The organism is Leucobacter sp. OH1287 (genome assembly GCF_003859945.1).
GTDB lineage: Bacteria > Actinomycetota > Actinomycetes > Actinomycetales > Microbacteriaceae > Canibacter.
Genome location: NZ_RQYM01000001.1, coordinates 1 through 17943 on the forward strand (window position 1 = coordinate 1; position 17943 = coordinate 17943).

At 58.8% G+C, this 17943-nt stretch carries 15 protein-coding genes and 1 pseudogene; 4 read left to right on the forward strand and 12 right to left on the reverse strand.

All coding sequences use genetic code 11. From position 1 onward, the window contains the following. The 3 genes and pseudogenes from EII30_RS00005 to EII30_RS00015 form a co-directional block, all read right to left on the reverse strand. Positions 1-675: pseudogene (locus tag EII30_RS00005) on the reverse strand (hypothetical protein); the annotation flags it as partial. A gap of 146 nt (positions 676-821) precedes the next feature. Further along, positions 822-1232: a hypothetical protein gene (locus EII30_RS00010; RefSeq protein WP_124885288.1), complete on the reverse strand. Its 411-nt coding sequence runs from the start codon at positions 1230-1232 to the stop codon at positions 822-824. Further along, complete coding sequence (locus EII30_RS00015) at positions 1225-2529, reverse strand: DNA repair protein (RefSeq protein ID WP_124885289.1); 1305 nt, start codon at positions 2527-2529, stop codon at positions 1225-1227. The genes EII30_RS00010 and EII30_RS00015 overlap by 8 nt, the downstream gene beginning before the upstream one ends. A 233-nt stretch (positions 2530-2762) precedes the next feature. Here EII30_RS00015 and EII30_RS00020 point away from each other — a divergent pair, with 233 nt between their 5' ends. Further along, a complete protein-coding gene (locus EII30_RS00020; RefSeq protein ID WP_124885290.1) occupies positions 2763-3323 on the forward strand; it encodes a methylated-DNA--[protein]-cysteine S-methyltransferase in 561 nt (186 codons plus the stop codon). 22 nt (positions 3324-3345) lie between these two features. Here EII30_RS00020 and EII30_RS00025 read toward each other — a convergent pair whose 3' ends face one another. Then, positions 3346-5124 carry a bifunctional ADP-dependent NAD(P)H-hydrate dehydratase/NAD(P)H-hydrate epimerase gene (locus EII30_RS00025; protein ID WP_124885291.1) on the reverse strand — a complete coding sequence of 593 codons (1779 nt, stop codon included), beginning with the start codon at positions 5122-5124 and terminating at the stop codon, positions 3346-3348. Between the two features lie 119 nt (positions 5125-5243). Here EII30_RS00025 and EII30_RS00030 point away from each other — a divergent pair, with 119 nt between their 5' ends. Further along, positions 5244-6050, forward strand: a complete 807-nt coding sequence (locus tag EII30_RS00030; protein ID WP_124885292.1) for a nitrilase-related carbon-nitrogen hydrolase — start codon at positions 5244-5246, stop codon at positions 6048-6050. Positions 6051-6099: 49 nt separating this feature from the next. On the opposite strand, the gene EII30_RS00035 is transcribed toward EII30_RS00030, so the two are convergent. From EII30_RS00035 to EII30_RS00065, 8 genes are all read right to left on the reverse strand, one after another. Continuing rightward, the gene (locus tag EII30_RS00035; RefSeq protein WP_124885293.1) at positions 6100-6426 is read right to left on the reverse strand and encodes a cupin domain-containing protein; all 327 of its coding nucleotides are present in this window, start codon (positions 6424-6426) and stop codon (positions 6100-6102) included. Positions 6427-6452: 26 nt separating this feature from the next. After that, positions 6453-7310, reverse strand: a complete 858-nt coding sequence (locus EII30_RS00040) for a class I SAM-dependent methyltransferase (protein ID WP_124885294.1) — start codon at positions 7308-7310, stop codon at positions 6453-6455. 96 nt (positions 7311-7406) lie between these two features. Next, positions 7407-8252 carry a hypothetical protein gene (locus EII30_RS00045; protein WP_124885295.1) on the reverse strand — a complete coding sequence of 282 codons (846 nt, stop codon included), beginning with the start codon at positions 8250-8252 and terminating at the stop codon, positions 7407-7409. A gap of 6 nt (positions 8253-8258) precedes the next feature. Next, a complete protein-coding gene (locus tag EII30_RS00050; RefSeq protein ID WP_124885296.1) occupies positions 8259-9038 on the reverse strand; it encodes a response regulator transcription factor in 780 nt (259 codons plus the stop codon). Beyond that, positions 9026-10405: a sensor histidine kinase gene (locus EII30_RS00055; protein ID WP_233569212.1), complete on the reverse strand. Its 1380-nt coding sequence runs from the start codon at positions 10403-10405 to the stop codon at positions 9026-9028. The genes EII30_RS00050 and EII30_RS00055 overlap by 13 nt, the downstream gene beginning before the upstream one ends. A 250-nt stretch (positions 10406-10655) precedes the next feature. Continuing rightward, the gene (locus EII30_RS00060) at positions 10656-11495 is read right to left on the reverse strand and encodes an alpha/beta hydrolase (RefSeq protein WP_158608617.1); all 840 of its coding nucleotides are present in this window, start codon (positions 11493-11495) and stop codon (positions 10656-10658) included. Beyond that, entirely contained in the window at positions 11492-11812 is a 321-nt protein-coding gene (locus tag EII30_RS08835; RefSeq protein WP_158608618.1) for a hypothetical protein, read from the reverse strand. The genes EII30_RS00060 and EII30_RS08835 overlap by 4 nt, the downstream gene beginning before the upstream one ends. Positions 11813-12007: 195 nt before the next feature. After that, the gene (locus EII30_RS00065; RefSeq protein ID WP_158608619.1) at positions 12008-13243 is read right to left on the reverse strand and encodes an alpha/beta fold hydrolase; all 1236 of its coding nucleotides are present in this window, start codon (positions 13241-13243) and stop codon (positions 12008-12010) included. 157 nt (positions 13244-13400) lie between these two features. On the opposite strand from EII30_RS00065, the gene EII30_RS00070 reads away from it, so the two are divergent. Beyond that, positions 13401-16118, forward strand: coding sequence for an ABC transporter ATP-binding protein/permease (locus tag EII30_RS00070; protein ID WP_124885299.1), 2718 nt, complete (start codon positions 13401-13403; stop codon positions 16116-16118). Next, positions 16119-17942 (forward strand): ABC transporter ATP-binding protein, encoded by a 1824-nt coding sequence (locus EII30_RS00075; RefSeq protein WP_124885300.1) that lies wholly within the window; start codon positions 16119-16121, stop codon positions 17940-17942. The last annotated feature ends 1 nt before the right edge of the window (position 17943 follow it).

A 17943-nucleotide genomic window follows, 5' to 3' on the forward strand; every position in this document is an offset into this window, starting at 1 on the left:
TGTTAGGAGGTTGTTTACTGCCTTGTTGTTTACACACGCTGCTGCTGTCAGCTCGAAGCTTGGAGCAGCTGGTGCTGGCTCGTAGGTTGGGGCAGCTGGGGTGCCGGTGCCGCCGGTGCTGCCACTGCCGGTGTCACCGGTTCCTGTGCCAGGGTTTGCAGGTTCTGTCGGAGTCGGAGTTGGTGTTGGCTCAGCTGGCTTGGTGCAGTCCAGTGACTTCGGATCTACCAGCTCAAACTTCTCTTTCTCCCCAAGCTTTACAGCTTTGGTTAGTGCTTCGCCAAGAACTAATTTAACCGTTGTCTGGTTGCTCTTGTATTTGTTGTCTTTATCGCGGTAGTAAGGCTGCAGTGAGTAGTCGCCTGGGTACTCAACGGAGCTGCCGCCGAGGCTTTCGGCTGTGAGGGTGCCTGCGTAGAGTTTATTGCGCTCAGCAGTGTTGAGCTGTTTCAGGGCACTGTCGCCTTTGTAGAGCACGAAGCGGTAGTTGGCTGTGTCGATACCTTCAGGGCCGACAAACTTTAGCGTGTTTGCCTTGGTTGTGCAGTTCGCCTTCTCAAGCACCACCAGCGGTGTCGCAGGCAGATCTGTTGCCTGTGCGCTGGTCACCGCAGCGGCTGAGAAACCAAGAGCAAGCGTCAGCGCAGTTAGCGCCGTTGCCAGTTTCTTTAGCATGGTTATCTTCCTTAAGTGAGATAGGGGGGGGGATCCGAAAGAGACGCAGATCAGTTAAGAGCTTAGCAAAGCATTACCATAAAATCAAAAGTCTATACATAGATAATATATATCTAAGGACCTGTTTCAGTGGGTGGTAACGCTGCCTAATTTTTCAGTATGATCGCGGTTATTTGCTCAAAAGCTAGCGTCATATTTTTTAGCCGCAAAATTTTCGCTGCGAGATCAACCCAGAGCACAGTATCGACTGTTTGCCGGTGACTATCTGCCTCAAAAAACTGCACCAAAACAGTATCGCCGCGCCTTAGCGTGCTGACGCGGTGCGAGAGAATAACCGCTTCAGCGGGGGTTAATTCGCACTGCTTCTCAGGGATCACCTCTTTTAGGTGAGCTGTCTCGCTGAAACCCTTGAGCGCCGCAAACGGTAGGAACTGTCGCGCCCGGTTCGGGTGAGGCCGCGCGTGGTGCTCGCCGCGCCTGGCGACTCGCAAACTAAGCTCCTTGCGGCGGATCCGCTGATATGCTGTCTCGCTACTGTGCGCTGTGCTGCTATGCACGGTGCCCTCCAATCTGCTGGTTGCGTTCTCGGCCGGTTGCGTCGGGGTGCATACTCAGTGCCTGAAAAACCGCGTTGGCTCCGAAGCGATTTTTGATGCCGCCGATGGTTTTCTGGATCAGCTGCTCCCGTTCAAGCGCCTCAACATCGTCCAACAGGGTTAGCGTTGTGTGGCTCGCTGGCAGCAAGCCATTCAGTGAGATGCTCAGTTTGCGTATCGGGGTATTCGGATCCGTCGTTTCATCATAGAGATCAAGCACCGCGGCAGTGAGCTGCGCTGCGGAGGATGTGCTGCCGGGCAGCTTCCGGCTGCCGCCGCTGCGTTTTCTTGGTGTGGTCGGGCCGTAGTCTAGTTCGGCGCTGCCGTTTTTCGCGTAGCTGACACCGAGGCTCACGCCGCTGCAAACCTGATCTCGCATCACCAGCTCCAGTGCGCTGCTCGCGATCATCTCGCGCAACACAATCCTGGCTGCGCTGAAACTGTAGTTGCGTGGCAGCACCTGCCCGTTGGACAGCGAGTGGGTTAGCGGCCGATAGTTGTGAATATCCGCTATCTGGCAGGGCTCTTGACCCCAGGCGTGGTCGATCAGATACTCGGAGTTCACTCCGAACTCACGCCGCAGCGTCGCGGGATCCAGCGCTGCAACACCGGCGAGATCGAGCACCCCGTATTTTTCTAGGCGGCGAGCAACCCCGGATCCGATCTGCCAAACATCGGTTATTGGGCGGTGGAACCAAATCTGTTCTTTGAAACTCTCCTCGTCTAAAATTCCGATGCCATCTGCGGACCGCTTCGCCATAATATCGAGCGCAACCTTCGCAAGAAACAGGTTTGTGCCAATCCCAACGGTCGCGCTGATGCCTGTGCGCCTAAGCACCTCACCGGTTAGTTTCTTGGCCAGTGAGAGAGCGTCTGTTTGATAGAGCCGCAAATAGCTGGTTGCGTCAATAAAGCACTCGTCGATTGAGTAGAGGTGGATGTCAGAGGGTGCGATGTGTTCAAGATAGATGCCGTAGATTTCAGCAGATACTTCTATGTAGCGTCTCATCCGCGGGGGAGCGGTAATAAATCCGAAGCGCTTGGGGATGTCTCTTAGTCGGCAGCGGGTCTTTACCCCGAGCCGTTTGAGCGGTGGTGTTATGGCGAGGCAGATCGACCCGGGGCCGCGGGTTGGATCCGCGACCGCGAGGTTTACCCTGAGTGGATCCAGCCCCCTGTCTACGCTCTCAACGCTCGCAAAAAAGGAGCGCAGGTCGATGCAGTAAAAAGTGCGGGATTCTCTGTTTCGGGTTGCCATAACACCTCCCCAGCCTGTATGCTCGAATAAATGTTCTATAAATATATGGGGGCTCGCAGTAAAAATCAAGTCGGTGGCGTGTTTGGTTAAGCTTGGTTTATTAGGCTTAGAGAGTAAAAGAGTTTGTTGTCTAGACTGTTTTCTGGGGCGATTGGTTTGGCGTTGGTTACAGCAGATTTACGCGACACCGCAGCGAGACAATCCCGTATATTTCACAACCAGGGAGGTCAGTTATGGTTACAACAGCAGATTACGAATCGCCGCTCGGGCGGATGCTCTTGGCGGCCGAGGCAGGGGAGCTGACGGGTGTCTGGTTTACCGGGCAGCAGCGTTTCGGTGCAGGTTTACCCGAGGCTGTTCTAGACAGTGTTGAGTCGGGTGGTTCGGGTTCAAACGATAACGGTTCACGGTCGAAAGACGGTGACGCAGAAAACAGTGCGGTGCTGGAGCGGGCATCTCGCTGGCTGGATATCTATTTCAGCGGCCAACAGCCTGATTTTATACCCCCGCTGCGACTGCGAGGAACAGAGTTTCAAAACCGAGTGTGGCAGATTCTGCGTGAGATTCCGTGGGGTCAGACCATGACCTACGGTGAGATTGCGGCGCTGCTTGAAAAACGTGCCGAGGGTTCCAGGGTTGCCGCGCAGGCGGTTGGCGGTGCTGTCGGTAGAAATGCTTTCACGCTGATGATTCCCTGCCACCGAGTGCTCGGGGCAGGCGATAAGATAACCGGTTACGCGGGAGGCGTAGACAAGAAGCTCGCACTGCTGCAACTGGAGGGGATAAACCTCTAGCGCAGTAGCTGTTTAACAGGGCTTAGCTGTGACTATCTGCTATCGCTGCCGGAATAGTTCGGGCAATATCGGACGCGGTAATCGGCGCAGCACCATAGGGTGTTTGTGCGGCAAGCCAGGCCGCCCTAGCGTGCACACTAACACCGGCCGCTACCGTCAGCTGCGGGTAAGGAGTTGTGTTTTGTGGGAAGAACACAGTCCCGGATACGTCAGCACCTGCGTCCTTAGCGAGCAACGCACCGAGCAGTCCGGCAAGCACATCACCGGATCCTGCAGTAGCAGCCCAGGAGTGACCCGCGTCAACACTCGTAACCTCACCCAGAGGAGAACAAACCAGCGTTTTCCGTCCCTTCAAAAGGACTGATGCGCCAAGCTGTTTCGCGAGTGAGCGGATTGCCGAAACCCGATCAGCTAACAGGTCAAAGCCGTGGGCATGGACGTCCTCATCAGGGTTGCTCTGTGTCAGGGCGCTCTCTACGAGGGAGTTCCCGTCAGCGGCAATGTCAGCAGCAAGGTCAGCAGAAACAGCAGCGTTAACCCGGTTAAACTCACCATCGTGCGGGGTTAAAAGGGTGACCGCGGCGCGTTGACGCAGCAGCTGTCGGAGATTCGTAGAGCCCGCGAGCAGAGTCAGTCCGTCAGCGTCAATCAGGAGTGGTCGCTCGCCACGCAAAAGCGCTGCCAGGGCTGCCTCTGATTCTGGTGTGACACCAACGCCCGGGCCAAACACCCACGCGGCAACCTGATCGGAAGTCTGCAACAGTGTTTCCGGGTCTGCTTTATCGTTAACGATCAACTCCGGCACAGCCCGCACAACCTCGGCGGCGCACTCACCAAAGTAGCGCACCAGCGACGGCGTGGTTTTAGCCGCGGCAAGCGACGATAAAACCGCCGCACCAGGGTATTTTCCACTCCCTGCAACAACACCAACAACACCGCCAGAGTATTTATGGTCGGTTGGTTTAGGTTCAAAACTCTGCAAAACATGTCGAGCAACCCTCGACAGCGGATCCTCCCAGGAGGTGTGATCAACAGCAACAAAACAATCAACACTATTAAGGAGCAGCGCAGCGCTTTCGTCAGCTGTCGCCGCTGAATCAGGGGCAGAGCGTGAGAGCGTCTCGGCAACAACAGCCTCAAAGAGTGACTCGCCGGCGGGGCCGTAGATATCGGCGAGCACAGTCTCACCACAGTCCGGGCTAACCGCGTGCGCCGTCCGCAGCGCACCAAAAGTGACCGTGTAATCAGCGCTAACATGGGCGGCAAGTTTCTGCCCGCTAGCGAGCGTGTGCGAGGAAGGAGCAGCGCCGGTGCTTGCGCAGACGCCGGTGGGGAGATCCACCGCGACAACCGCGGAAGCCTGGCCTGCAAGCCGAGCCCAGTCGGTGGCATCTTTCAGACTCAGTGGACTACTGCCGAGACCCTGAATAGCGTCCACCAGAATAAACCCGTCACCGGAAGACAGCGTCTCAGCCAGGGCATCCCTGATGTGCACGGCGCAGCCAGCCTGCCTGGCAGCCTGCGCGGCAGACTCGTGCAGTTTACCGCTCGGATGCCAGCAAATCGCCGAAACGCTGTAACCACTCTCAGCGAGATAGCCGCCAGCGTAGAGCCCGTCACCGCCGTTCCCGCCACCGCCAGCGACAACCACGACCCGTTGGCAACTATGTTTTTCAGCGACACAGCGGATCGCACTCGCGAGGTGTTTAGCAGCCTGCTGCATTAGCTGGTCGGGCGCGCCTGCTGCGATCATCGGGTTTTCTGCCGCGCGAATAATTGCTGGATCTACCGCGATAGTCATACCCTAATTATCTCGCAGAACCCCGGAAGGATCCTACAGAGTAGGCCGTGAGAGCGCCTGATTAGCCAAAACTCGTAAGTGTTAGAGTTGATAAACAGTCAAGAAAACAAGGAGCAGCCGTGATTGATATCAGAATCCTGCAGCTTGCAAGCCCCGACGGGGAGAGTGTCTCTGACCGCCTGGATCGAGCAAAACAGTTGCTCAGCGAACAGGCCGGCGCAGACCTGGTGGTGCTACCGGAGCTCTGGGCGACCGGCTTCTTCAACTTCGACAGTTACGAGAGCGACGCGGACGAGTGGGGCAGTGAACTAATCAAACTCGGCTGTGCAGCGGCCGCAGAGCTCAACAGCTTTGTGCACCTCGGCAGCATCGTCGAAAAAGACAGTGCGGGACAACTACGAAACAGTGCACTGCTGTTTAACCGTGCAGGACAGCTGGTTAAACGCTACAGCAAGGTGCACCCTTTCGGGTACGATTCGGGGGAGCGAGATTTGGTTGTTGGCGGATCCGCCCTCCCCGTGACAGCGCTAGATGACGCACGAGGCACCCGCGTAGGATCCGCAATCTGCTATGATCTGCGTTTTGCGGGGCTGTGGGACGAGCTGCGCCGACGCGGAGCCGAAATAATTGTGCTGCCGGCGGCGTGGCCAGCGTCCAGAGGAGAAGCGCGCGAGGTGCTGCTGCGTGCACGCGCCATTGAACAGCAGGCGTTTGTTGTGGCAGCGGCCTGCGCAGGAGCTCACGGTGGGGTGGAAATGAGCGGTCAGAGCATGATAGTTGGGCCGGACGGCAGCGTTATCGCCAGTGCAGACGGGAACACAGAACAGGTGGTTCGCGCGACTATCGACCCGGAGCAGGTGGAACTGCTGCGGCAGGAGTTCCCGGTTTATGGGGACCGGCTCGACGACTATCGCGTACTGCGTTAGTCGATCAGATGCGGTGCTTACAGGAACACCGTTAAACAGCGGTCTCTTACTAGCCGGTCAGCATAAACAGCAGCATCTTACTGGGGCTGAGCGCCCTAACCGCGTGCGGTAGGCGGGCAGTAAAGTGCACAAAACCACCCGGCTCCAGCGTCACCTCCCGACCGTCAGCGGTCACCAAAATACTGCCCTCCAGCGCCTGAATAATTACCGGGTGGGCGGCCGTGTGTTCAGCCAATCCCGCGTCGGTGTCGAACGCGAACAGTACAGTGTTTACACCCTCGCCGCGAAAAGCAGACTGCGCAACCCGGTCGCCGGGCTTGATCTCGACGGTGCTCGCGAGATCCGCAAAATCGCTCATACCACTTGGATTAAACATCGCTAACCTCGATTCACTGCTAAAAACTACTGTTCAGGGGAGGATTGCGAGTCACTGCCAGCTTGCTGTTCCGAACCCGACAGCTCGGGCACCCGGGCAACCAGGGCGACACCGGCAAGATTATCGCGGTACTCGTTAAAGGTTTTACGCATCGTCAGCACGCGCCTGCGCAAATCCCGATCCCGCAAAACATTACGCAGAATCCGTAAAACACCGAGCGGCCCCTCATCCCGCAGGTTCCGGCCGGGAGACAGCAGCGCCATCGGGGCGGTGCCAACCCACTCGACGGTGAAACCGGCGCCGGTCAAAAGATCACGCCACTCCGCTACGGTTAGCGGCCGAGCATTAACCCGGATCACCCTGGCGAGGGTTTTGCGCAGTGAGTCAGCGGATCCGCGATCAATATTATCGGGGGTGAGAGCGAGCTCGTGGATCGCGTACCTGCCGCCGGGACGCAGCACCCGAAACGCCTCAGCAACAATCGCCTGCTTAGCCTTCTCGCCCTGCATCGTCAGCATCGCCTCGCCAATAACAACATCAGCGCTTTCGGGATTAAGCCCTGTGTCCTGTGCGTCACGGTGCAGAACCGTTGCCTTAAATGGCCGGTCAGAGACGATAGAGGTGACGCGATCCGCTGCGGCGCTGTCCCGCTCAATACCGGTGTATGAGGTGATATCGGAGTCGATAATAATCGCGGCGGTGCGGCCCAGGCCGGGCGCGAACTCAACCACGTCAGCGCCCGCGAGACGGGCTCTGTCGAGCAGACGCTTCGTGAGTTTCAGCCCGCCCGGGCGTAAAACCCGTTTGCCGGCGCGCGCCAAAACCCAGTGGCCAGCCGCCTGTTCAACCGGCCTGTCAGACTGTGGAAGAGGTTGTTTAGCCATAATTCCACTCTACTCGCCGAGACCGAAAAAGGTAAGGGGACGGGTGAAAACAGCAAGGGCGCCCCGGCAAAACCTGGGCACCCTGAGCGTTTACTGTTAGCGGACCACGTTATACAGTTTCACCCCGCCAATGGACACGTTTACGGTGATCTTACCCACGTCACCGTCCACGCTGTCGCGCAGATCGTTGGTGACGGAGCCAACCCCGGTGTCAATGTCTGTTTGATAGTTGCCTTCCGGCAGCCCCAAATTGAGCTCGCCCGTCTGCACATCAGCGACAACATTGGTCGGGGTTTTACCCGTGAAATCTCCGCGCATAGCACCCGAGCCAACCCTAATGTCGGCGGTTTCAACATCCTGCAGTCGCATATCAATCTCGCCGGCACCGATTTGCGCGTCAACGTTTGCTGCCGCGCCCCTAACCTTCACAACACCCGTTTCAATGTGGGTTTCAAGCTGCTTAAAGTTTCCGGTTGCGTTGATAACCCCGGCACCCGCGTGGAGCACCGCGTCAAGACTCGCGGGTGTGTTGTTGTCGCAGTGCTTCGCGGGGATTGTCAGCTCAACAGGCCACGGGGAAGAAAACGGTCCGCTAAACGAGAGAGGCTCTACATCGTGGGTGAGATAGAGTGTGTCACCGCGCTGTTTAAGTGATGACTCAGTCAGCACCCGCTTCTGGGTGAGCACGAAATCGTCCGCCGAGTCACTGTCCGGATCTGCGCAATCGATAATCACATCGTAAACAGACACATCAACGTTCAGTTTCTTCACCCCCTCACCTGAGACGGTTACGTCCGGGTAGTCTTGCAGCCTGTTTTTGCTGCTGTTAAACGCTTGGAGCGCAAACAGAGCCAACAGTAAAATCGCGAGCACCGCACCGCACACCGCCAAGACTATAACCAGAGGTTTACGGTTTTTTTGTCCCGCTGTTGTCGTGTTCATGTTGTCTCACCTTTCCTGTGAAATATGCGCAAGCGCCGCAAGCACACGGCGGTTACTGCTCTGGTCATGGTCGATTTCGAGCTTCAAAAAGATAGCGCTGATGTGTTTTTCAATGCTGGCGTTCGAGAGGAACAGTGCGTTCGCGATCGCCTGGTTCGAATACCCCTCAGCGATCAGTCCCAAAACCTGTTTCTCGCGCTCGGTCAGCGCCGCAAACTTTCGGTTGGCCGCCTGCCGCACCAGCAGCTGCGCAACCACCTCCGGGTCAAACATATTGGTGCCGGCTGCGATCCGCTCAAGCGCGGTGAGGAACTCGGCAACATCCGTGACCCGATCCTTCAACAGGTAGCCAATCGCGGCCGGCTGCTGTGCGGGGTTTTTGGGGTTGGTGGATCCGGCCTGCCCGCCAGCTCCGGCAGCCCCACCAGCTGCGGCAGCTCCGCTGGCTCCGGCGCTGTGTACGGATCCACCCCGCCCGCCGCCACCGTTGCTGGTGCCGGCGAGCAGCTCGCCCGCGTAACGTTCCTCGACGTGCTGCGAGAGCACCAGGATCGCAATCTCGGGACGCTGTTTGTGCAGTGCCACGGCCGCCCGGATCCCCTCATCAAGATAGTTGGGAGGCAGTCGGACGTCGAGAATGCACAGCTCCGGATCCGTTTCGGCAACCGTTTGAAACAGCTCGCTCGCATCGGGCAGTGCCGCAACAATCTCGTGACCGGCGTCCTGCAGCAGTCGCACAAGCCCCTCGCGCAGCAGCACCGAGTCCTCGCAGATTAGGATTCGCACGGGATTCTCACCTCCAAAATAGTTGGCCCGCCAGCCGGGCTGGTCAGTCGGGCAGTCCCGCCGGCCGCGATCGCGCGCTGTGAGATGCCGTCGATCCCGCCGCCCGGGTTGTTTTGGGCTCCGCCCACGCCGTTGTCAATAACCGCGGCGACAATCATCTGTGCGGATCCGCCCGCTTCGGTACCCGGCCCGGTTGCTGCCGTATGCTGCGAACCGGCAGAGCTGGTCTCAGCCGACTCAACCGTAACGCTCACCGAGCAGGCGGTTGCCCGCGAGTGTTTCGCCACGTTCGTCAGCGCCTCCGCAACAATAAAGTAGACAGCCGCCTCCAGTTCACCGCGGCGCTGCGCGGGCAGAGAATTAAGCGCGGTCAGCTGCGTATTCAAGCGCACCGGGATGTGACTGTTTGACGCCAGCGCTGAGAGAGCAGCGTCGAGCCCGCGGTCGGTTAGCACAGCGGCGTGGATCCCTCTCGCCAACTGCCGCAGCTCCGTGATCGCCGTTTTCACCGAGGTGTGGGCGTCGTTGATCAGCTCGCTCGCCGCCGCCGGGTCACTGTTAAGTTTCTGTTTCGCAAGACCCAGATTCATGCCGATAGACACTAGCCGCGGTTGAACACCGTCGTGCAGGTCGCGTTCAATGCGGGTGCGTTCAACGCTCGCCGCCCGCACCGCGCCGCTGTGCTGCTCTTTACTCGACGCAATCGCGGCGGTTAGTGAGGCGCGGCTAGGTGTTGTAAACAGTTTCGTGGTCACCCAAACGCTGGCAAACACGAGCGCCGGAGCAAGCAGCAGCAGGAACAGTGCGAAAAGCGCGGTTGTAATCGCCAGCAGCGCAGAACCGTTGGTCGCGGTTATTTCATCTATCGCCCGAACGACGGCTAAAATACCGAACTGCAGTGACGCAACCATGAAAAGCCCAAACAGTGTGTTCAACAGAAAACTGCTGAGAGCTCGCCACATTTGCGGTTCAACAAACTGCTGCAGTTTACTCTTGGGGTAACTGATCAGCCGCGAGCGTCTAATGGATCCGTCAGCCACCGTGACCGGCTGCACCGGGTTAATCTTAGAAACCTGCAGATCATAGAGGGACGCTGCGCGGTACTGTTCAAACCTCGCAACCCTGAGCATCAGCGCTGTTAGCAGTGAGAAGATAATATACCCGGCTCCGAGCAGCAGTGCTGATAGCAGCGAGAGGATGAAAAAACCGACCCCGAGACCCGTAAGCAGCAGGCTGAGGAAGAAAAGGGTTATGAAAATCCCGAGGGTGAGTGTTCCAAAAAGCCAGTAGCAGAACAAATGCAAAGCGGTTAGCAGCAGTTTGGCTGCCGTAAATTGCTTTGTTGACTGGTTTATTTTTGCGGTCATAAGTTAATGCTATAGCTTACGCCGTTAAGCCTGAAGGCTGCTTACCCTACTGTATTTTCGGGTTTTCCCTACCTCCGGTGCGGTGCGGATCCGCCGCCATAACCGCCGCCGCATGTCTCACCACATCGTTCACATGTCCTGACACATCGTTCACATGTCTCACCACATCGTTCACAAAACAGCGGGGGTCCCAGCGAAACCGCTGGAACCCCCTTAGCTGTTAGCGACTGTTTAGCCGCTTATTAGCCGTTTAGCAACTGCGACGCTTGCGGGCAAGCGCGAGTGTTGCAGCGCCGGCGAGCATCACAACGGTTGCCACAAACAGCCCAGCTGTTGCGTCAGAACCGGTCCTTGCGAGGCTTGCTTTGGTCTGCTGCTTAGCTGTTGCAGACTTGTTGTCGTCTGCCTTATCGGCTGGCGGCACCGGCACCTTTGCGCCGTCGTCACTGCCCGTGCCAGGAGCGGCCGGTACGGTGATGGTCAGAACACCGGCAGCACGCACCTGCGGATCGTTTTGCTTCAGATCCGCTGGCAGCAGATTGAACGGCACATCGCCGGCCGCAGCTCCCGCAGGAACCTTCACCCGGAACACCGCGGTGCCCTCAACGGTTGAGGTGATGGCGCTCGCAGCCTGCTGGGTTGCCGGATCCACCAGCTCGTAACCTGCTGGCAGCTCGAGGGTGTACTGGGTGTTGCGAACCAGGCCGGTAGCAGCCACGTCCACTGTGTCACCGGCGTTAACCGCCTTCGACTCAACGGTTGTTACTGGGCGGAATGAGTCCACCCGGCACTGGTTACCGGTGATCACGTTGGAGTAGATATCCTTCGTCTCAACCCCGGCCTCACCGGTAATATCCGTTGGCACTACCAGGTCAACGTAGTAGCGGTTGGTGATCAGCTCGGTGCAGTCACCGGTTCCAGGGTAGTAGGAGGTGTGAACGTTACCCGCAACGGTCAGCACGGTTGTGCCGGTCGCGGCCGCTCCCACAATACCGTCCTGGTAAGGGGTTGCTGGATCGTAGGTGGTTGAGATGTAGAGAATGTTCGGCATCGCCTTCAAGGTCTGACCCTGTGGCAGGGTGCCCTTCACCTTGTAGTAGTGGCACCAGTCGTATGTTGGCTCGAGGCCACGCTGGGTGCCGTCTGGGTTCTTACCCTGGTCAGTGAAAGGTGCGACCTTGAAGTACTCGGCAGCTTTTTTACAGCAGCATCCTGATCGAATGGCTCAGAGGTGCCATTATCGGTGCACGAGATTGTCTGGAACGCTGAATCAGAGAAGGTGTACTTTCCTGCGCTGTCGCGTGAGTAGTAGTTGTCGGCGAGGGCCATAATGCCGTTACCGGTGTTGTTGTCACGCAGCTCAGCCAGTGCGTCATTCAGCTGTGGCCAGAAGAAGTCAGCGTACATCGCGAGGATTGTGCCGGTGTTAACGTCCGAGAAACTGACCGCGCGCGGGGTTGCCTCGGTTGTTGATTAGGTTGTTCCACCCCAGGCTTTCTGGGCGATCTTTTGGTATTCAGCGAGCAGGGTTGGCACGTCGTTTGAGTTGCCGAGCGCACACGGTTTACCGTTGAAGCCCTCAGCGGAACTCTGCTTCAGGAACTACTCGAAGGTGGACTGGAAGCCCTGGAGCTGAGACAGCTCACTGGACATTCCGCTGCCGGTATTGGCGGTGTACTGCTCGTACTTCTTTGCTTCTTCCTCGTTGTTCTCCAGCGGGTTTACCACGCCATCAAGCACGAGCGCCCTGATATTGTCTGGGAACTTCAGCGCGTACTGGTAGCCGATTGAGGTTCCGTATGAGAAGCCGAGATAGTTAAGTTTTGGATCACCGACTGCAGCGCGGGCGATGTCCAGGTCTCGCACAACATTCTCGGTGCCAACGTTTGCGATAAAGTTTTCGCCGTTAACGCCGAAGGCGACGCCGGTGTTCTTGTAGCACTCGTCGGTGTTGTGCTTCAGAATTTGATTCTGCTTGTCGGCGCTCAGGCCGTCAGAACCTTCACGCTGTGCGTCGAAGGCCGCAGATGACTTGCATCGGATCATCGGCAGTGAGCTCGAAACACCGCGCGGATCGAATCCGATGATGTCGAACTTGTCGCGTACCTCACCACCTGCACGGCTCATTCCCGCTGCGATTGAGACACCAGATCCGCCCGGTCCGCCCGGATCAACAAAGATAGTGCCGATCTTCTCTGCCTGGTTTTTAGCAGGAACCTTCAAAAGCGCGATTGCGGCGGTTGGGCCGCTCGGGTTCTTGTAGTCGATTGGGACGATCAGATAACCACACTCGACACCAGCACGATCGTACTTATTGCTGCCCTCAGGATCAAAATCTTTACAGGATCCCCAGGCGATTGACTGCTGGTAGAAATCTGCAAGGCCGTCAACCTGTGCTCCAGCAGCCGGGCCGCCAGCGGTTGGGCGGCCAATCTTGTAGCTGCCATCACCGGTTTTGAAGAGGTCAGCAGACGCTGGAATCAGGTAGTTTGCGGGATCCGCCGGCTGGCTACCAAAATCTAGCGGATCCGGCACATCTGCGGTTTTCACCGGCCCAGCAGGAAGCTGCGGGGCTGGCTCGGTTTGGTTTTGCTCGTTGGTCACCTGCTTCAGCAACTGCTCGGTTGCCTCAGCAAAATCTGGGTCATCGGGGGAATAAACCAGTGGTTCCTGGGACGGACCCAGTTGGTGTTCCGCAAGCACCTCAGACAGCTGCGATTGCTTATCTGTCTCGTCAGTGTTTGCGAGCGCCGCTGTTGCGGTGAGGGAGGAGAATGTTACGGAAAGCGCAGCGGTTGCGCCGATAAACGCGGCCGCTTTGCGTTTGCCTTGCCTCATATAGATGCCCTTCGTCTTTGAATTTGTAGTGGCGACGGTTTTGCCACCGCATCTACTATCTAACCACATTTTCTCTAGACAGTGATAACACCTTTTTGGTACGCTTTTCGCAGCTTTAGCTTTAAGTACAAGCCTTATTCAATGCGAGGTGGTATGAATGTCAAAGGGGTTTCAAGGGGCGGTCTTAAAAACGCTCGGTGCAAAGGAGCACACAATAACCGTCACCTCGCTCGAAAAGCGCGCACCGCACTTCTTGCGTGTTTGGTTTCAGGCTGATGGACTGTTAACCGAGGAACCCGCAACCCCCGGTGACTGGTTGCGTGTCTGGTTTCCGGATCCTGACGGGGGAGCGAAACAGTTTCAGCGCGGCTACACAATAATTGAGGCGGATAACAGCGCAGACACTTTTGCGCTCGACTTTGTGCTGCACACCCCGCTCGGTCCCGCATCATACTGGGCGGCGAACGCGGCTGCGGGGATGCAGCTGACGGCGATGCGCTACGGCGGTCACCCCTTCGCGCTGCAGGATCCGCCACCGGCCGGTTATTTACTGCTCGGCGATCTCGCTGCCCACCCCGCTATCTGCTCGCTTGCGGAGGCGATCCCTGGCAGCTCACCGGTTGTTATTTTCCTTGAAAAACACAATCAGGCGGATACGCTTTTGCCGCTGCCGGAGGGTGAGAATATCACTGCTCACTGGGTTGAGTCACTGCCGGACGGGCAGGCGCTCGCACAGGCGATTAGCGGCGGAGACTGGGCTGACTGGTATGTTTGGGTGACCGCGGAGACAGTCGCAACTAGGCGCGCAAAAACCCTGCTGATGCAAAACTTTGAGTTTAACCGCAGCAGCCTGCACGCGCAGGCTTACTGGGTGCGGGGGCGCGCGATGGGCAAGTCGCGGACGCTCGCCGCCGCCAACGAGTCGCTCGCCGCCGCCAACGAGTCGCTCACGCAGGCAGCGACGGAGCAGTCGGCACCGGATCAGGCGACGCCGGAGTTTGATTCGCGAGAGCAGAGCTTGCAGCGGCCAAAATCCCCGCGGCTCATGGCCCCGCAGTCCGAGACCCCGCAGTCAGAGACCTCGCAGTCCGAGACCCAGCGGCCCATGGATCCGCAAGCCGCGACCTCGGAACCCACGACCCCACAGCGGGTTTTGCGCCCCGCCCGCACCGCGCTGATCTGCGGCGGCATCGCGCAGGGGCTTTTAACGCTCGCCGGGATTGTGCCGTTTATTCTGTTTGCTGAGGTCGCGCGGCTGCTGCTCGACGGTGCGCCGCCCGCGCAGTTCATCACAACCGGGATTGTGGCGCTCGCGGTGCTCGGCGCGAGCAGCTTTGGAACCGCGCTGCTGCTGTTTGCGATGCACCTCTACGATGCTGGATTTGCCGCGCAACTGCGCACCCGGCTGGTGCGCAAGCTCGGCAGAACCCCGCTCGGTTGGTTTGCGGATCAGCAGTCAATCGGCGTGAAAAAACTCGTTGCCGACGATGTTAACGCGCTGCACTACCTGGTGACGCACGCGGTTTTGGATCTTGTTGCCGCCATCACCGCCCCGCTCGCGGCGCTTGTTTACCTGTTTACGGTGTCGTGGCAGTTGGCGCTTGTGCTGCTGCTGCCGATTGTCGTGTTCATTTTCGTGATGGCGCGGATCAGCGCCCGTGACCGGCAGAAGATTATGCTCGCGCAGCGCTACCAGAGCCTCACCGCGGCGCAGACGCAGACGCTTATCGCCAACGCCGAGCAGGCGAAAATCTTCGGCACAGACGCGATCGTAGACCTGCCAAAAACCCTTAACCGAGTCGGTGAGTTTATTGAGGACTGGCAGCTAACAACCGGTCCCGCAAAAATAATGGCGGTTATGATTAACCGTCCAATCACGGTGCTCGCGATTATTCTGCTCGCCTCCTGGCTGTTTTTAAGCGCGGGGTGGATCACCCCAGGGGCGGTGCTGCCGTTTTTGGTTTTGGGCACATCCTGCGGTGCAGGGCTGTTGGCGATTAGCGCCGGCACCAGTGCTTTAGTTGCCGGGATAAAAGCGCGAGACTCGCTTGAGCTGTTCCTCGGAATACCGGAGCTTGCGCCGCCAACGGGCAGAAGCGCAGCCGCCGGACATATCCGCTTTGCCGGTGTCGGTTTCGACTACGGCAACGGCCGCCGCGTGCTTAACAACTTTAACCTGACACTAAAACCTGGAACTGTTACCGCACTCGTTGGTCCGTCGGGAGCGGGAAAATCGACCGTTGCGGCCTTGCTTGCGAGGCTGTGGGATCCACAGCAGGGCGCGATCAGTATTGATGGCACTGATATTCGTGAGCTTTCCGCCGCTGAACTCTACAGTAGGGTGTCGGTGCTGCTGCAGGATGTGCAACTTGTTGAGGGCACAATCGCCGAGAATATTGCGCTGACAAAACCGGACGCTACCCCCGCCGAGATTAAAGCGGCGGCGCAGGCAGCCCAGATCGACGAAACCATTATGTCGCTGCCCGACAACTATCAGAGTACGGTTAACGACGCGCGGCTCTCGGGCGGTGAGCGGCAGCGGATCGGGATAGCCAGGGCGCTGCTTGCTGACACACCGATTGTGGTGCTGGACGAGGCAACCGCCGCAGCTGACCCGGACTCGGAGTGGGCGATCCGCCAAACCCTGAAACAGTTGCTGGCCGGTAAAACTGTGCTGATGATAGCGCACCGTCTGCACACTGTTCGGCACGCGGACGAGATACTGGTGCTCGCTGACGGCGAGATTATTGAGCGTGGCACACACGAGCAGCTCACCGCCGCACAGGGTAAATATTTTGGGCTGGTTAACGCGGAGCTTGCGGCGATCGGCGGTAGCGGCACTGCCGCCAGGGTGGATCACGGGGGTGAAGGCTAGATGTTAAAGGCAATCTATCAACTGGGTGCGGCCGAGGGTGGCTCGGGAACACGCCGCTTCTGGGGCTATCTGCTCCTCGCAACCCTCTCCGCGATTTTGCAGGCGGTTGCGGTGCTGCTGCTGTTCCCGCTGCTGGCGGCGCTGTTCACCGCAGACTATGCCGCTGCCGGGCTTTGGGTTCTCGCACTGGTTGGGGTTATTGCCCTGGTCTGGAGCGCCGATGTTGTGTGCGCGAGGTTCGGTTTGCGTCTCGGCATCGCGGTGATGTGGGCGATCTACCGGAAAACCCCGGAGGCGATTTTACGGCTGGAGTCATCCGCGTTCACCCCGGAGCGCATCGCCCAGCTGCGCTCGCTCGTCGCAAACCACGCGGTGTCTGCAACCTCGGGCATTATTTTGCTCGTCACCCCGGTTATTACCGCGACCGTTTTCACCGTCTCGCTCGGGATCGGTCTGCTCTGGGTTTATGTTCCCGAGGCGATTGTGACGCTGTTGTGTGGGCTTTTCACCGCCTTGGCGCTGTGGGCGAGCGCGAGATTAGAGAGCCGAGCCGCCGCGGTATACCAAAAAACCACCGAGGCGCTGGACAACAGGCTATTCGAGTTCGCTAAAAACCAGCCGTCACTGCGCACAGCTAAAGCCGCTGACGCGGGCGCACGGTTCGTGACCGCAGAGATTCAAAACACGCGCGGGCGGATCTTGAAACTGCTGCTCTGGCAGATCCCCGGCGAACTGCTGTTCAGCGTTGTGCTGCAGCTTGTGCTGCTCGGGTTCGCCGCAACCGCGATCACCGGATACCTCGGCGGTGGCCTCAGCGGTGTTGCCGCCGCAACCCTGGTTTTGGTGCTGCTGCGGGTGATTGAGCAGGTTAACGCGGTTGCGACGGCGAGCACGGGGCTCGCGATGATTAAGGAGACGCTGCGGGAGCTACAGCGGCTGGACATGCCCGCCACAGGTGCGCCCGTGAAAACCGCGCTGACCGAAACCGGCCATGCCGAAAGCGGATCCGCTGCCGTGCCCACCGAAAGCGGATCCGCTGCCGTGCCCACCGAAACCGGGCTCGGCGACAGCCTCGGCACGGTCGAACTGCGCGACATCTCATACACCTACCCGAGCGGTGCCGGTGTCAGCGACATCAACCTGACGCTGCAGCCCGGCACCGTCACCGTTATCGTTGGGCGCTCAGGCTCCGGCAAAACCACGCTGCTTCGCGCCATCGCCGGGTTGCTCACGCCCGCAGCGGGGGCGGTGTGGGCTCGCGGATCCACCGGGGAAGCTGGCCAGCAAACGGTCGCGGCCGAGACGCTGCGTGAGCACAGCAGCGTTGTGTTCCAGCAGACACAGCTGCCCGGCGGCACCCTCCGAGATACTATCACCGCGATTAACCCGAATCTCACCGGGGAAGAGCTGGACGAGATCGCCAGAAACGCGCAGCTTGACGGCCTACTCGCGAAACTGCCGCAGGGCTGGAACACCCCGGTTGGGGAGTTCGGCGGGATGCTCTCCGGCGGTGAACGTCAGCGGGTCGCGATTGCGCGGGCGCTCGCCAAGAACAGCGAGCTGCTGCTGATTGACGAGGCAACGTCCGCGCTCGATAACTCAAACGAGGCGGCGATTGTTGCGATGCTGGGGCGGATCCGTGCACAGCACACAACCGTAATCGTTACACACCGCCCGGCAATTCTCGGGGTTGCGGATCAGATCGTGGTGCTGGAGCGGGGCCGGATCGCTGAAATCGGCCGCCCCGCCGAACTGGAACGACGGGGCGGCAGATACAGCAGAATGCTCTTTGAGTGGCAGCAAAACTCCCGCTGGCAGCTGTGAT

Coding starts and splice junctions, on each gene's coding strand:
- EII30_RS00065 (WP_158608619.1), bottom strand. CDS start 13,243: ATGAGGCAAGGCAAACGCAAAGCGGCCGCGTTTATCGGCGCAACCGCT.
- EII30_RS00020 (WP_124885290.1), top strand. CDS start 2,763: ATGGTTACAACAGCAGATTACGAATCGCCGCTCGGGCGGATGCTCTTG.
- EII30_RS00075 (WP_124885300.1), top strand. CDS start 16,119: ATGTTAAAGGCAATCTATCAACTGGGTGCGGCCGAGGGTGGCTCGGGA.
- EII30_RS00055 (WP_233569212.1), bottom strand. CDS start 10,405: ATGACCGCAAAAATAAACCAGTCAACAAAGCAATTTACGGCAGCCAAA.
- EII30_RS00035 (WP_124885293.1), bottom strand. CDS start 6,426: ATGTTTAATCCAAGTGGTATGAGCGATTTTGCGGATCTCGCGAGCACC.
- EII30_RS08835 (WP_158608618.1), bottom strand. CDS start 11,812: ATGTACGCTGACTTCTTCTGGCCACAGCTGAATGACGCACTGGCTGAG.
- EII30_RS00025 (WP_124885291.1), bottom strand. CDS start 5,124: ATGACTATCGCGGTAGATCCAGCAATTATTCGCGCGGCAGAAAACCCG.
- EII30_RS00070 (WP_124885299.1), top strand. CDS start 13,401: ATGTCAAAGGGGTTTCAAGGGGCGGTCTTAAAAACGCTCGGTGCAAAG.
- EII30_RS00040 (WP_124885294.1), bottom strand. CDS start 7,310: ATGGCTAAACAACCTCTTCCACAGTCTGACAGGCCGGTTGAACAGGCG.
- EII30_RS00015 (WP_124885289.1), bottom strand. CDS start 2,529: ATGGCAACCCGAAACAGAGAATCCCGCACTTTTTACTGCATCGACCTG.
- EII30_RS00045 (WP_124885295.1), bottom strand. CDS start 8,252: ATGAACACGACAACAGCGGGACAAAAAAACCGTAAACCTCTGGTTATA.